Origin of the sequence: uncultured Microbacterium sp., assembly GCF_963524805.1 — a bacterium.
Classification (GTDB): Bacteria; Actinomycetota; Actinomycetes; order Actinomycetales; family Microbacteriaceae; genus Microbacterium.
Map to the genome: position 1 here is coordinate 600,796 of NZ_CAURGG010000001.1, position 14,652 is coordinate 615,447.

Sequence of the window (14,652 nt, forward strand, 5' to 3'; positions counted from 1 at the left end):
GATGCCGCTACTCGGCGTCCGCGATCAGCACCGAGGTGTCCACGTCCGTGGCCGCGCGTGTGGCCGCTTCGCGAGCGACCTCGGCGAGGCGCCCGGCGTCGTAGCCGACAGTGTCGCTGAGTGCCACGCCGACGCCGACCACGGGGATCACGGCGCCCGAGCCCATCACCATGCCGAAGTCGTCGAACAGACCGCGATAGATGACGGCAGCCTGGCGGCGCGCTTCGCGGGGCGTATCCACGAGCACGCCGACCAGCAGACCGCTCGGCCCGTCCTCGGCGACGAACGAGTTCGAGGGAGCGTGCCGGCGAGCACCCGTGCGCCAGGTCTCGGTGATGGCGCGCGCGACCTCGCTTCCGAACGCGGTGGAGATCTGCTCCAGATCTTCGACGCGCACGGCGATGACGCCGACGAGTTCCGATCGCCTCTGCGCGCGAGCGCACAGGTCGGCCATCGTGCTGTCGAAGACGTCGCTGGCGAGGATGCCGTCGCCCGAGCCGCCGGATGCAGAGGAGCTCAGATGACCGCGCATCGGAGCGCGCGACGCACGCAGGACGGAGGTGACCACGACGGCGACGATCGTCAGCACGATCGTCACGAAACTGGTGGCGATCGTGCCGAAGGCTTCCGTGAACAGAGCGCTGTCGGGGCCGGAGGTCAGGAAGGCGGTCGTGCGGGACACGTAGTAGAGCGACTGGAAGGCGAGCACGGCTGCGAGCACCCACGCCGTGCGGGACTCGCGCAGCTCGCCCCGCAGGCACTCGACCGCCCCGGCACCGGCGAACGCGAGCAGTGGGATGAACATCCACAGCGCCCCCGCCCAGTCGCCGCCGCCCGGTCCGGCGATGAAGACGGATGCCGCCGCCCCGGCGACCGCCGCAGCGACCAGGGCCGACGACCAGGCCATCGCACGGCCGTTGAACCGCCGGCATCCCAGCCACATGCATCCGGTGCCGGTGACGAACGCGGCGTTGCCGACCGCGACCGCCCACCAGGCCGCCTCGGGCGACTGGACCCAGATGATGTAGGCGAGCGTGGTCAGCATGCCGCCGAGGAACGCCAGGGCCCAGATGCGCCCCGCGCCCTCGTCACGCCGCAGCATCGTCTCGACGATGAAGAGGACTCCGCTGACGTTCACCACCACCGCGGTCGCCACCAGCACGCTGAACAGATCGAGCTCGAGCATCATGGTGCGTCCTGTCCTGCGGAATGAGCGGTCGCGGCGGATGCCGGCAGTTTGACGATGAACGTCGAGCCGACGCCCGGTGAGCTGTGCAGTCCGAGCTCTCCCCCGTGCGCGCGGACGATGTCGCGGCTGATGGCCAGGCCCAGGCCCGTCCCCGCGCGGCGCGTCGGACCCGCCTTGTAGAACCTCTGGAAGAGCTGCGCCCGCTCGTCCTCGTTCATCCCCACACCGGTGTCCCGAACGAGGATCCAGCTCGAGATGCCATCGCTCGTCGTTCCGAGGAAGACGGTGCCTCCGTCGCGGTTGTAGGTGATCGCGTTCGAGAGCAGATTGTCGACGACCTGGCGGATCCGCAGCGGATCGGCCCAGATCGTCGCCTCTTCCAGTCCCGTCGTGTCGATCGTGATCGCCCGACCCGCGGCGCGCGGTGCGAGGGCCTCGACCGAGGTCCGCACGATTTCACGTGCGTCCATCGAGATCGGGGTCAGGGAGGCCTGGACCGAGCGCGAAGAGCTCGACGCGGCCAGGATGTCGCCGATGATTCCGAGCAGTCGCTCGGCGTTGCGCTCCGCGATGTCCAGATCGGCGCGCAGGTGACCAGGCAGAGCGGGATCTTCGATCGCGAGGTCGAGGTAGCCGAGGATCGACGTCAGCGGTGTGCGCAGTTCGTGCGACACGGAGGCGACGAGCTCGTCGCGCGCCCGGAGCGCCGTGAGCTCCGCGGTCACGTCGCGCGAGACGACGACGGCGCCGGCATCGTGCCCCGACGAGTCGGTGAGGCGGCGAGCGGTGATGCTGAGGGCCCGCCGCGGGGCGGATTCCCTGCCGAACCACACCACCTGATCATCGAACGCCTCGCCTCGAAGGGCGCGATGCAGGGGCAGCTCGTCGGATGGGAGGGGTGTGATGCCGTCATCGCGGTACGCCGGGAGCTCGTCCGGGGATCCGCGCTCGAGCGCCGGATGCAGACGTCCGTCCGCGTCGTTGGCCACGGCGACCGTGCCGTCGGGCGCGATGCGGATGACGCCGAAATCGACGGCATCCAGCACTTCGGTCACCTCCTGCTCCTGGCGCCGGGTGCGTTCGAGCACCTGCCTCAGCAACTGGGCCTGCTTGGCCAGGAGCGTGCGCTGCGCATCGGAGCGGCGGGCCGCCAGATGACTCGTGGTCGCGACGGCGATCAGGACGAGCGGCATGAGCACCGTCGCGTAGGTGATCGACTGCTGGTTCACTGCGAGCAGGACGCCCACGATCCCGGCGACGGCGACGATGACCGCCGAGAGCCCCAGCAGACCGAACCCGGCGGCGAGCCAGATGGTCGGGAAGATCCACAGCAGACCGAGGGCCGATCCCGGAGCCGCCAGCTGCATCAGGGTGATCGCGACGATGTCGATCGCGGGAACCACCGCGACCCACCCGAAAGCCATGCGGTTCCACGGGATCACCAGCGTCGCGCCGGTGAGCACCAGGATCACCACGACCCCGGCGAACAGCATCACGGCGTCGCCGGGGAACGGCCCGATCGCGATCAGGATGCCGAGCACGAAGACGACCGAACCCAGCAGCAGCTGATTCAGCGTCGCCGTCCGCGCCCGCGTGCGGTCGCCCACCAGCACATTCGGCGTGGGTTCTGCGGCGGCCATACCGTGACGCTAATGGATGCCGCGCGCCGGCGCCCCTCTCGGCCCGGCGTCAGCTCGCCTGCAGCGCGACGGCCTCACTGATCCAGCGGGCGTGGAGGTCCCACGGCGCGAGGTCGCCGGCACGGACGGCGTCGATGTGAGCGAGGAGCCGGGGCGAGACGCGGAACCACTCCGTGCGATCGAACCGCTCCTGCGCGAACTGCTCGTGCCGGCGGTGCTCGAGGCGGCGGTCACCGCGTTCGAAGGCCAGAAGCTCGTCATGCCAGATGGCCGCGAGCCGCTGGCGCGGGTTCGCCGACGTGCCGATCTTCACGCGGTCGCCGTAGCGCACGTAGTACACGACGTCCACGCGGGGCGGGGGCAGCTCATGGTCGATGATCTCGCCATGGCGCCATTCGCAGACCGCGCACACCCACGCCGTCGGATATCGGATGCCGGTCCGGGATCCGCACAGCCGGCACGGCATGGGCAGAACGTCCGTCACGCCGAACATGCGGTCCGCCCACTCTCCTGCGACGGCCAGGTGACGCTCGCAGAGCGGCAGGGGGGCGTCCGCGGGCACCTCGTCGCGGCATCCGTCATCGGCTCGGCACGCTCGATCGGTAGGCACCCGCGAATACTACGGGCCGGCACCGACCTCCCCGCAGCAGGCGAAAGGCCGCCACCCGAAGGTGACGGCCTCTCGCTCTGTCAGAACAGTGTCAGGACAGTGTCAGATCAGCGACCCGAGAGCTTCTCGCGAAGCGCGGCGAGCGCCTCGTCGTCGGCAAGGGTACCGGCGGAGGAGCTGTCGGACGCGAACGAGCTCGACGCGGAGCTGGTCTCGGTCGGGGCGTTCGCCTCGGCCTCGATCGCCTTCGCGACGGCAGCCTTGTGCTGCTCCCAGCGAGCCTGGGCAGCGGCGTACTCCTGCTCCCACTTCTCGCGCTCGGCGTCGGAGCCTTCCTTCCACGCCTGGGTCTCGACGTCGAAGCCCTCGGGGTACTTGTACTCCCCGTTCTCGTCGTACTCGGTGACCATGCCGTACAGGGCCGGGTCGAACTCGGTGCCGTTGGGGTCGACCGACTCATTGGCCTGCTTGAGCGACAGCGAGATGCGACGGCGCTCCAGGTCGATGTCGATGACCTTGACGAAGACCTCTTCGCCGACCGAGACGACCTGCTCCGCGAGCTCGACGTGCTTGCCGGAGAGCTCCGAGATGTGCACGAGGCCCTCGATGCCGTCCGCCACGCGAACGAACGCACCGAACGGAACGAGCTTCGTGACCTTGCCCGGGGTGACCTGGCCGATGGCGTGCGTGCGGGCGAAGACCTGCCACGGGTCCTCCTGGGTCGCCTTGAGCGAGAGCGACACGCGCTCGCGATCCAGGTCGACCTCGAGGATCTCGACGGTGACTTCCTGACCGACCTCGACGACCTCGGAGGCGTGCTCGATGTGCTTCCAGGACAGCTCGGAGACGTGCACGAGGCCGTCCACGCCGCCCAGGTCGACGAACGCGCCGAAGTTGACGATCGAGGAGACCGTGCCCTTGCGGACCTGACCCTTGTGCAGGTTGTTCAGGAACGACGTGCGCGACTCGGACTGCGTCTGCTCGAGCAGCGCGCGGCGCGACAGGACCACGTTGTTGCGGTTCTTGTCGAGCTCCAGGATCTTCGCCTCGATCTCCTGGCCGAGGTACGGCGTGAGGTCGCGGACACGGCGCAGCTCGATGAGCGACGCGGGCAGGAAGCCACGCAGGCCGATGTCGACGATGAGGCCACCCTTGACGACCTCGATCACGGAGCCGGTGACGACACCGTCGGTCTCCTTGATCTTCTCGACGTCACCCCAGGCGCGCTCGTACTGAGCCCGCTTCTTGGACAGGATGAGCCGGCCTTCCTTGTCCTCCTTCTGGAGGACGAGGGCCTCGACCTGGTCGCCGACCTTGACGACCTCGTTGGGGTCGACGTCGTGCTTGATGGAGAGTTCGCGCGAGGGGATGACACCCTCGGTCTTGTATCCGACGTCGAGGAGGACCTCGTCGCGGTCGATCTTCACGACGGTTCCTTCGATGAGGTCGCCGTCGTTGAAGAACTTCAGGGTCAGTTCGACCGCGGCCAGAAAGTCCTCAGCAGATCCGATGTCATTGATGGCGACCTGCTTGGTGGCCGGGGCGGTCGTTGCGATAGTCATGTAGTGGGTTGTCCTTGTTGGGTTGGGTGTCGGGCGTGGGCTCCGGGCACGAGAATGCCCGATGCTTTCAGCGGTTGGATGTGAATTGCGATTGTCACGCGCGCACGGCAATGAAGCCACATGGGTGACATCTCAGAGTATCAGAACGCCTCGGTGCGCCGCATTATTTCGCGGCCGCCGACGGCTGCGGGCCGCGCAGGGCGCTCGGCGCCGTCAGTCGGAACGCAGCCCGGCGAGGAGCCGCTCCAGGCCGTACTCGAAGGCTCGGTCGACATCGCCGTCGAAGCGGAAGGAGCCCGACAGCTCCATGTTCACGAAACCGGTCGCCCAGGCGGTGAGCAGCCGCGCAGCATCCAGCGCATCATCTGCGCCGACCAGCTCGCTGGTCGATCGCATCAAGGGGATGCTCGCCCTCGCCATGGCCGGCGCGGCTCCGTCGACCGCGAACATCAGGCGGAAGCCTTCGGGATGCCGGTGGGCGAAGTCCCGGTAGGTCCGCGCAAGATCACTCAGCGAGCCGTTCGTGGCCTCCAATCGGTCGGCCAGGTCGTCGGCGGACGCTTCGGCCACCAGCGTCAAGAGGGCGTCGCGGTCGCGGACTCGCTTGTACAGCGACGGCGCTCGCACACCGACGCGATCGGCGACGGCCTGCATCGTCAGTTTGGCCGGACCCCCCGTTTCCAGGATCCGGCGCCCGGCGCCGACGATCTCGACGAGCGACGTGCGTTCGGGCGTCGGCATGCGGTCCTCCTCGGAGCAGCGGCTCATGGCTATTGACATAAGCTATCATGGCTACGTAGCATAGCCATCATCACCTGACCGAGGAGTCAGCCATGCAACTCGCCCCGCACCTGCATCGCATCGGCAACGACATCGTCGCCGCGTACCTGATCGAAGCCCCCGAGGGGATCACCGTCATCGACGCGGGGCTCCCGGGGCACTACCGGGATCTTCTCGCTGAGCTCGCCGCGATGCACCGGTCGCTCGAGGACATCCGGGGGATCGTGCTGACGCACGGCGACAGCGACCACCTGGGCTTCGCCGAGCGGCTGCGCGCCGAGCGCGGCGTGCCGGTGTACGTGCACGCCGCGGATGCGGATCGCGCGAAGGGCGGCGACAAGCCCAAGGTTGCGATGGGTCCGATGCGTCTGGGACCGACGGCGGGCTTCTTCGCCTACGCCCTGCGCAAGGGCGGCATGCGCACGCGCTACCTCACCGAAGTCGTCACCGTTCACGACGGTGACGTGCTGCCGCTTCCCGGTGCTCCGGTGGTGATCGGAATGCCGGGACACTCCCCCGGCAGCATCGCGGTGCTGGTGCCCGCCGTCCACGCTGTCTTCGTCGGCGATGGCCTGACGACGCGGCATGTGCTCACGGGCAGGGTCGGCATGCAGCCCGCCCCCTTCACCGACGAACCCGCGCTCGCGCTGGAATCACTCGATCGGCTCAGCAGCCTGGACGCCACGTGGGTGCTGCCCGGCCACGGCGCGCCGTGGCGCGGGCGGCCGGCCGATGTGGCTGCGGCGGTGCGCGCCGCGCGATGACCGACGGCCGGCCCTGCTCCGCACCGCTCAGCCGCGGAAGTCGTCCGGATCGACGTCATCGAGGAATCTCTTGAACTCATCGAGGCGCTCGCGGGCGATGTCGTCGGTCACGACGACCTCGTCGTCCGGGTCCTCGGCTTCATCCTCCTCTTCGTCCGACTCCGTGACGGTGTCGAGCACTCCGGCGTCCTGCATCACTTCCTCCGCGACCCAGATGGGCGCCTCCACCCGCGACGCCAGGGCGACCGCATCCGAGGGGCGCGCATCGACCAGACGCTCCCCCATGGGTGTGGAAAGCGCGACCTCGGCATAGAAGGTGCCCTCGTCGATGCGCGTCACCGCGACGCCGGTCACACTTGCGCCGACCGTGTCGAGCAGGGAGCGCATCAGGTCATGCGCCAGCGGGCGCGGGACTTCGGCGCCTTCCACCGCCACGAGGATCGATGTCGCCTCCTGCGCGCCGATCCAGATCGGCAGGATCCGTCCCTCGCCCGGGTTCTCGCCGAGCGGCTTCAGCAGGATGACATGCTGTCCGGTCGGGTCCAGGGCTACGCCGGCGACGCGAACGAGGATCATCTGATCTCCTCCCGGTCGGGACTGCGCAGTGCTGAGTGCTCGCGATTGGCATCGTAGTCCGCTGTCGCGCACTCGGTCAGAGGGTCGACGACAGTGTTCGAGCCCGACGGCGAGTCGCTGTGGAGGCGGGCACGCATCGCGTTCGAGGACTTCCTCCGCGCGGTGGCAACAGGGTGCGCGTCCGCGTTCAGCGCCGGCGCGACCCGTTGTCCTCGACGGGACGCAGTCGGGAGTGCACCATCGCCTGCCGGTACACCTCCCGCATGGTGCGCAGCGCGGCCGCCGTCGCCGCCTCGTCGGGTGACCATGCCGATGGACTCGTCGAACGGGCCGCGAAGACGTGGATGCCGCGGTCCCGCAGCACCGTCCGTGCCAGGTCGGGCGACGAGAGCCGGCCCGCGACGTACATCGACTCCTCGCCATGGGCGATGATCGCGCGCACGCGCGGCAGAAGGCCGATCAGTTCGAGAAGCGGTTTGGCGCCGGCATCCAGCTGATCGTGCGTGTGGCGACCGGCGTCTCGCCATGGGTACGCGTGCCACGGCATGATGTGCCGCGGCTGCAGGTCGATCTGCTCATACAGCAGCGCCATCCGCTCGGCCGAGGGATGATCGTCTTCGAAGGAGAACATGCCGGAGCCGACCTTCATCCGCGGCCGCGGTTCCGGCCGCGGGATCAGGACGACGATCCGCGCCTTGGTGATGTCGTGCTCGGCCGACACGTACGGCGGCCACTCGTCGGGCGCGCGACCTCGCTGCAAACGGGTGGCCAGATCATTGACGGGGAGGATCTGCAGCTCGTCGAGCCGCGACTCCTGCAGCCGGCGGTATCCGGGTTCCGCCATTCGACGCGCCATGGGGGGAAACTACACCCGCGCCTCAGAACGGCGCGTCCGCCTCCTCGTGCGGTCGGAAGACCGGAACTCTCCGCTCCGGCTCGACCACATATCGCCGTCCGGTCGGCGATGTCCACTCGATTGCGCCGCCGCCGCCGTCTACCTGGCGGACGACCCACCCGCCGTGATGTTTCACGATGTGGTGCCCCTTGCAGAGCGGGCTCAGGTTGTTCAGCGACGTGTCGCCCCCGTGCTCCCACGCGATCTGATGGTCGATCTCGCAGCGGGAGGCCGGCATCCCGCACCCTGGTCCGATGCACCGGTCGGCCCGCCATCTGACGAGTCTTCGCAGCGCAGGCGGAGGTCGGTACTGCTCGCGGCCGACCGAGAGCACCATCCCCGTCTCGGGGTGCGTGAGGATCCGCATCCAGCCGTCGGCCGCACCGCACAATTCGCGGGCACGGTGGAGCGGAATCGGCCCGACGCCTTCGACGGTCGCGGGAGCCGAGCCCGGCCGCAGCTGCTCCTCGAGGAGAGCCAGGGCCGGAACGGTCACCGCAACGGTCGAACGGATTCCGCGCGCCTCAGCGGGGTGCAAGAAGGTGTCACCCTCGATGAGGAGGTCCGACACGACATCAGCGCGCAGCTGGTCAAGGGTTCGCTTCTCGCCCTCTTGGGCGGCGAGAACTTTCGCCATCCTCGTGGCGCGTTCGAACACGGCACGCGCTTCGACGGCGGGGATGTACAGCATGATCCACGCCATCGCGTCGTCACCCGGATCGAGGACGACACGACGTCGATCCAGGGCCTGCTCGTGTCGGTCGTCCAGCGTCGCCGCGCGGACGGTCTCGACCAGGGCTCGCAATCGCCGGCGGAAGGCACCGAGGGGCTCCGACTCGGCGAGTTGCACGCCGCGCGCCAGCACACCCTCACGGAACTCCGGCTCGACGCCATCCAGCGTTTCGACGAGAATCTCGGCATGCCGCTCGCTCATCCGTGCGGCGCTGAACGAGTCGAGCACGGCCGGGTAACGGTGAACGAGCGCCTCCGACATCGTCATCATGCGACCAGCGGCGTTCTCGGTGATGCGCAGCGCGGCAGCGATCTCGAGACGGATGGATCGCTCGACGACATCTGTCAGGATGCGGCCGTGACGCGCGGCGTCCGCGAGCGCCTCGTGACGCAGCTCGTTGACGCGCAGCAGCGCCTGCGCTGCGCAGATCGTCTGCATGTGCACGACCTCGATGAGGTGGTCTACGGTGTCGGGGGCGTCCAGAGCGGCTTGCTCACGCGCCGCCATGACCGCCTCGCTGTCCTCGAACCCGGCCCCCCGCGGATCCAGGCCCTCCCACGCCGCGTCCGGACCCTGCGGGTCGGGCGGGATATCGGCGTCGATCGACATGCGTCTACTTTAGAACATACGTACGACATCAACCCTCCTCGCTCGCGGGTGCACGTCGCTTGCGCATCTGCGCCAGGGGAAGGGACAGACGGGGATTGCCCGTCAGACGATCCTCGTGCGCATCGAGGAATTCCCAGTACGCGCTGGTGAACTCCGACTCGCGAGCCTCGGCTGCGCTGCCCCACCAGGAGCCCATCTTCTGCAGGTAAGCGCCGCCGGACACATACGGCTTGCTGGCGACACGACCTCCGTCGGCGTATTGGCTCATGCCCTGGACGTTCGGCACCATCACCCACTCGTAGGCGTCCACGAACAGCGCCGAGAACCAGTCGTACACCGCACGGGGGGCGTAGCCCTGCAGCAGGAACCAGTTGCCGAGCACCATGAGTCGCTCGATGTGGTGGGCGTAGCCCCAGCGGTGCACTCGCTGAAGGACGGTGCGCACCGGGATCGGCAGATCATCCGGGATGCCGCGCCCGGTGTACCACCAAGCCTCGAGCTCTCGCGACAGCCCGAAGTGATTCGCATCGTGCAGCTCCGGCATCGCCCGATAGGCACCGCGCATGCACTCCCGCCAGCCGATCACCTGGCGGACGAACCCCTCGAGCGACGCGAGCGGCACACTGTCCTCCGCCTCCAGCGCGGCGGCCACGACCTCTTCCACGCTCAGCAGGCCGATGTTCAGCAGAGGAGAGAGCACTCCGTGGAACAGGAACGGCTCGCCGGCAGCCATGGCGTCCTCGTACCTGCCGAAAAGGGCGAGTCGATCCGCGACGAACTCCTTCAGCCACGCCCGCGCGGCATCGGGGGTCACCGGCAGCCAGAACTGGGCGGGATCGCCCGGCGCAGCGGGGAATCGCTCCGTCACCTCGGCGATGACTGCCCGGGTGATCTCGTCCGGCGCCACCATCCGCAGCGAAGGGACCTCCACGCCAGCGCGCGGCAGCGGCTCACGGTTGTCCGCGTCGAAGTTCCAGCGGTTGCCGGCGGGACGTAGACCATCCATCAGGATGCCGGTGCGCCGCCGCTGCCATCGATAGAAGTCCTCCATCCGGGCGCCCGCATGCCCGGTGAACCATTCGTCGACCTCGCGCGCCGGGGTGAGGAACAGACCGTCCGGATACACACGGGTGCGCATCCCCTCCGCGGCGCAGAACCTGTGCAGCCGTTCGTCGATTCCTCGGTCGGTTGCGCTCATCCACGCGAGGGCGTCGATGGCGTGCTCGCGCACGAGAGCACGCAGACCATCCATGAAGCCCACGTCTGCCGCAAGCGCGACGTGCTCCACCCGCACACCGGCGTGCCGGAGCCGGTCTGCCGTGTGACGCATCGCCGAGAGCAGGAGGACGATCTTGTGCGAGTGATACGGGCGCCGTCGGAAGGCGGCATCCGACTCGACGAAGACGATCAGGTCGATGTCCGCGTCGGTGTAGGCCGGATGATGCTCGAACTGCTGAGTCGCCAGCACGACGGCGGCCTTCATCGGTCAGCGCGCGTCGACTTCGGGGAGCACCAGCGGCAGCTCGCGGCCGCTGTCCCATGGCTCGGTCCAGCCGAGGCGATCGAAGAGCCCGTCGAGCAGCATCGCGGTGAATCCCCACACCAGGTGATCGCCGTCCCGCTTACCACGCCCATCGAGACGCGGCACCAGGAAGCCGGGCCCGCGCCACTCCTGCCCGCCGCGCCGGATCACGGTCACTCCCCGCTTCGCCGGATCGAGCAGATCAGCGACCGGCGCCCGGAAGACGGCGGCCGACTCCGCGACATCGACGACCCGCACCGGCGATGGATGCCGCCACCATGCGAGCACGGGAATCACGAGGTTCTGCGAGAACGCAAGCGGTACCGTCTCGAGCGCACCCAGCACCTCGACGCCCGACGCATCGAGTCCCGTCTCCTCGACCGACTCGCGAAGCGCGGCCGCGACGGGGCCATCGTCTTCGGGATCCAGGCGGCCTCCGGGAAAGGCGACCTGCCCCGGATGCGAGCGCAGGGTCGACGCGCGCTCAAGCAGCAGCACGTCGAGGTCGCGCGAGACGGCGTGCGCGTGCGCGGCATGGTCACTCGGCAATCCGTCCAGCACGCCGAAGAGCATGAGCACGGCCGACGTGCGCGGGGCGGTCGGGTCGGGCAGCGCCGCGAAGCCTTCGAAGCCGCGTCCTCCGCGACCGGCAGCCACCGCGTCGGCCAGGCCGACGAGCTCGTCCCGCGCGCTCTGCGGAGGCTGGTGGGCGGGCATCCCTTCAGGCTACGCCGGTCCGCCGACGCCCGGCCTCGCCGACAGCACGAGGCGAGGAAGTCGAAGCCGGTTCCTTCGGGACCCAGCCTGTTCTGCGTAGCATTCAGCCGTGCGCCACATCGCGTTCCTCCGCAACGTCAACCAGGGTCAGCGCGGTCACCCCTCGACCCGGGACATCCTCGACGCGTTCGCCGACGCGGGCGCTCACGATGCGGTGGCGTTCCAAGCCAACGGCACTGTCGTCTTCACCGCAGACGATCCGCAGACCGTGGTGGACGACGCCATGCAGGCGCTTGCGGCACGATCCGGCGTGGTACGCGACGCATTCTGGATGCCGCTGTCCGACATCACGGCGATCGTGGAAGCGCATGCCGGCCAGCCCGACGCAGCTCGTCGCGAACTCACGCTGCACGGCGGGGGCGTTCTCGACCGTGCCGACCCGCAGGTCTCGCGGATGGCGGCGCATCGCCGTTGCGAGATCGTCGATGCCGGCCCAGGGTGGATGGTGTCGAAGAATGAGGTCGACCGTGAGAGCAACGCGACGCCGGTCGCAGAGCTTGTCAGCGGCACGCGCGCGACGTCGCGGAGGCTCCCGACCCTCGTACGGCTGATCGACCGCTTCTCTCAGGCGGATCGAGCGACTCGGAGGATCTTCGCCATCGGTCTTCCGCGCCCCAGCTCGTCGACGAGCAGATCCAGATAGCGGATCTTCTGCATGAGCGGATCCTCGACGTCCTGCACGCGGACGCCGCAGACCGTTCCCGTGATCAGAGACGCGTTCGGGTTCAGTCGCGCGTCGGCGAAGAACTCGGCGAATGTCGTGCCGGCCGCGATGTGCTGGGCAAGCTCGGCGTCATCGAAGCCCGTGAGCCACTCGATCACCTCGTCCACTTCCGCCTGGGTCCGGCCCTTTCGTTCCGCCTTCGCGACGTAGAGCGGGTAGACCGCCGCGAAGCTGGTCGTGAAGATCCGGTGCATGCGGCGAGTGTAGCTCCGAGCGCAACTTCACAGGGAGGCCTGCTACGCTGGAGGTACCCAATCGGGTCACGCGTCGTCACCACTGCCTCCGCACAGATGCAGAGACTGGATCTACAGACACCATGACGCCTCGGACCGTCTTCGAGACATCCGCCTCCACCCTTCGAATCCCGCGCACGAGCGTCTGTATCGCCGCGCATCCCTGAAAGCACTTTTGACCCCCGTCACCATCCCCATGCCCCACACGCGGCAGCCGCTCGACTGGCGTCCCGCCGACGACGACGTGTTCGTCGCGACGGCCGCCGGCGAGTACGCCGGCTTCGTGTCGAGCACACCGCTCGGCCACGAAGCACACGGTGCGCGTGGCGAGCAGCTCGGCGTGCACCTCTCCGCGCATCTCGCGCGTGCCGCCGTCGCGGCATCCCTCACGCATGCCGCTCGAACCCCCGCGGGTCCCCCGCGCCTCAATCGTCCGCTCCGCACACTGCGGCGCGGCACCCCTGGTCGCTCACGCGGCCCGAAAAGTAAAAGGAATGACACGATGGCCACTGGCACCGTGAAATGGTTCAACTCCGAAAAGGGCTTTGGATTCATCGCCCCCGACGACGGTGGAGCCGACCTGTTCGCGCACTACACCGCGATCACCGCGAGCGGATACAAGGAGCTCACCGAGAACCAGAAGGTCGAATTCGAAGCGGAGCGTGGCCCGAAGGGCATGCAGGCCGCCAACATCCGGCCGCTCTGATCTTCTCCGAGTAAGGCGGGCACTGCCCACCTGACTGCGGAACGGATGTCGCCGACCCTCGGGTCGCGGCATCCGTTTCGTCGTTTTCGGAGGTCGTCGTGACCACGTGATAGCCACTCATCGCCGCGCCGCTCCCATGTAACGTTCAGGTAACGCACCGGATCTGTCCAGAAAAGACAGGAAGAGTCGGGGACTTGTGTCCTTCGAATGGACACCGTTGCGTCCTGCCCGAGGACGCGGAACACCCATACGGAACCGGTTTTATGCGCTCTCACACGTCCCCCACTCCTGGCCGTCGCACCCTCCGCACCGCCGCTCGGCGGTCTCGCCGACGCCCCGCCATCATCGCGACCGGTCTCGCACTGGCCGTCGTCGCCGCCGCCGGAACGGGCGTCGCCCTGCCGACGTCGCAGGCGCAGGCGCAGGCGGTCAGCGCGCCGCAGACCTTCGCCCTGGCGTCCTACTCCGTGTCGCTCGAGCCGGCTCCGTTCGGTGTCGGCGGCGACCGGACCTCGCGCGATGCGCGGGCGGCGCTGCTCGCCGCCAAGACGACGATCGCCTCCGCCGCCAAGGTGGCCACCGACATCCAGGCGTCCGGCCTGGACGTCGGCGTACCGGTGACGACGGTCGACACCGATCGCCTCGAAGCGGCCGTCGACCACCTCGAGGATGCGGCACTGCTGCCCGCACCGCTCGTGTCCGCGTTCAGCGCCAAGGTGACGGCTGCCGTCGAATCGGTGGACGAGGACGTCAACGGCCTTCGCGGCCGCCTCGACGCCGCGATCGCACTGAAGGCCGAACAGGAGGCCGCGGCACAGGCCGCCGCCGCCCAGGCCGCCGCTGAAGCAGCAGCAGCCCAGGCCGCCGCTGAAGCGGCCGCAGCCGCGGCAGCCGCCGAAGCCGAAGCCGAGCAGGCGTCCCAGGCGTCGTCGTCGTCGAACAGCAGCCCTTCCCCCGCCTACGCCGGTGCGGGCACGAGTGCGGGTGAGGCTCAGGCGATCGCCCGCGGGATGCTGGCCGGCTATGGCTGGGGAGACGACCAGTTCGGCTGCCTCGTCGCACTGTGGGACCGCGAGTCCGGATGGAACTCGCAGGCGTACAACTCCGGCAGCGGCGCATACGGCATCCCGCAGGCCCTCCCGGGCAGCAAGATGGCCACCGCAGGTGCCGACTGGCAGACCAATGCAGCGACCCAGATCTCCTGGGGCCTGGGCTACATCGCGGGCCGCTACGGCAACCCGTGCGGCGCCTGGAACCACTCCGAGTCGGTCGGCTGGTACTGATCGCCGCGGCGGGAGGATCTTCCGCCGCGCACTGACCTTCGAAGCGAAC

At 68.8% G+C, this 14,652-nt stretch carries 15 protein-coding genes; 4 read left to right on the forward strand and 11 right to left on the reverse strand.

Annotation, left to right across the window (positions count from 1 at the left end; translation table 11 throughout):
* Positions 1-7 precede the first annotated feature (7 nt).
* The 5 genes from RWQ91_RS02920 to RWQ91_RS02940 all read right to left on the reverse strand — a co-directional run bounded on the left by RWQ91_RS02920 (position 8) and on the right by RWQ91_RS02940 (position 5,742).
* Positions 8-1,189 carry a hypothetical protein gene (locus RWQ91_RS02920; protein ID WP_314502521.1) on the reverse strand — a complete coding sequence of 394 codons (1,182 nt, stop codon included), beginning with the start codon at positions 1,187-1,189 and terminating at the stop codon, positions 8-10.
* Positions 1,186-2,829, reverse strand: coding sequence for an ATP-binding protein (locus RWQ91_RS02925; RefSeq protein WP_314502522.1), 1,644 nt, complete (start codon positions 2,827-2,829; stop codon positions 1,186-1,188). The genes RWQ91_RS02920 and RWQ91_RS02925 overlap by 4 nt, the downstream gene beginning before the upstream one ends.
* Positions 2,830-2,878: 49 nt before the next feature.
* Positions 2,879-3,439, reverse strand: a complete 561-nt coding sequence (locus RWQ91_RS02930) for a GIY-YIG nuclease family protein (protein ID WP_314502524.1) — start codon at positions 3,437-3,439, stop codon at positions 2,879-2,881.
* Between the two features lie 107 nt (positions 3,440-3,546).
* On the reverse strand, positions 3,547-5,001 hold the full coding sequence (gene rpsA / locus RWQ91_RS02935) for a 30S ribosomal protein S1 (RefSeq protein ID WP_314502526.1): 1,455 nt from the start codon (positions 4,999-5,001) through the stop codon (positions 3,547-3,549).
* Positions 5,002-5,214: 213 nt separating this feature from the next.
* Complete coding sequence (locus RWQ91_RS02940; protein ID WP_314502527.1) at positions 5,215-5,742, reverse strand: TetR-like C-terminal domain-containing protein; 528 nt, start codon at positions 5,740-5,742, stop codon at positions 5,215-5,217.
* A 92-nt stretch (positions 5,743-5,834) separates the two neighbouring features.
* Between RWQ91_RS02940 and RWQ91_RS02945 the strand changes: the two genes are divergently transcribed.
* Positions 5,835-6,545, forward strand: a complete 711-nt coding sequence (locus tag RWQ91_RS02945) for an MBL fold metallo-hydrolase (RefSeq protein ID WP_314502528.1) — start codon at positions 5,835-5,837, stop codon at positions 6,543-6,545.
* Positions 6,546-6,572: 27 nt separating this feature from the next.
* Here RWQ91_RS02945 and RWQ91_RS02950 read toward each other — a convergent pair whose 3' ends face one another.
* The 5 genes from RWQ91_RS02950 to RWQ91_RS02970 all read right to left on the reverse strand — a co-directional run bounded on the left by RWQ91_RS02950 (position 6,573) and on the right by RWQ91_RS02970 (position 11,597).
* Positions 6,573-7,121: a bifunctional nuclease family protein gene (locus RWQ91_RS02950; protein WP_314502529.1), complete on the reverse strand. Its 549-nt coding sequence runs from the start codon at positions 7,119-7,121 to the stop codon at positions 6,573-6,575.
* Between the two features lie 187 nt (positions 7,122-7,308).
* On the reverse strand, positions 7,309-7,977 hold the full coding sequence (locus RWQ91_RS02955) for a hypothetical protein (RefSeq protein WP_314502530.1): 669 nt from the start codon (positions 7,975-7,977) through the stop codon (positions 7,309-7,311).
* A gap of 22 nt (positions 7,978-7,999) precedes the next feature.
* A complete protein-coding gene (locus RWQ91_RS02960) occupies positions 8,000-9,358 on the reverse strand; it encodes a DUF222 domain-containing protein (protein ID WP_314502532.1) in 1,359 nt (452 codons plus the stop codon).
* A gap of 28 nt (positions 9,359-9,386) precedes the next feature.
* The gene (locus RWQ91_RS02965; protein WP_314502533.1) at positions 9,387-10,841 is read right to left on the reverse strand and encodes a cryptochrome/photolyase family protein; all 1,455 of its coding nucleotides are present in this window, start codon (positions 10,839-10,841) and stop codon (positions 9,387-9,389) included.
* A gap of 3 nt (positions 10,842-10,844) precedes the next feature.
* On the reverse strand, positions 10,845-11,597 hold the full coding sequence (locus tag RWQ91_RS02970; protein ID WP_314502534.1) for a CoA pyrophosphatase: 753 nt from the start codon (positions 11,595-11,597) through the stop codon (positions 10,845-10,847).
* Positions 11,598-11,706: 109 nt separating this feature from the next.
* Between RWQ91_RS02970 and RWQ91_RS02975 the strand changes: the two genes are divergently transcribed.
* On the forward strand, positions 11,707-12,300 hold the full coding sequence (locus tag RWQ91_RS02975) for a DUF1697 domain-containing protein (protein ID WP_314502535.1): 594 nt from the start codon (positions 11,707-11,709) through the stop codon (positions 12,298-12,300).
* Here the strand turns inward: RWQ91_RS02975 and RWQ91_RS02980 are convergent.
* Complete coding sequence (locus RWQ91_RS02980) at positions 12,222-12,575, reverse strand: DUF2200 domain-containing protein (protein WP_314502536.1); 354 nt, start codon at positions 12,573-12,575, stop codon at positions 12,222-12,224. The two genes, RWQ91_RS02975 and RWQ91_RS02980, sit on opposite strands and share 79 nt — an antisense overlap.
* Positions 12,576-13,116: 541 nt before the next feature.
* Here RWQ91_RS02980 and RWQ91_RS02985 point away from each other — a divergent pair.
* Both RWQ91_RS02985 and RWQ91_RS02990 read left to right on the forward strand, forming a co-directional pair.
* Entirely contained in the window at positions 13,117-13,320 is a 204-nt protein-coding gene (locus RWQ91_RS02985; protein ID WP_292828951.1) for a cold-shock protein, read from the forward strand.
* Between the two features lie 263 nt (positions 13,321-13,583).
* Positions 13,584-14,603, forward strand: a complete 1,020-nt coding sequence (locus tag RWQ91_RS02990; protein WP_314502537.1) for a lytic transglycosylase domain-containing protein — start codon at positions 13,584-13,586, stop codon at positions 14,601-14,603.
* The last annotated feature ends 49 nt before the right edge of the window (positions 14,604-14,652 follow it).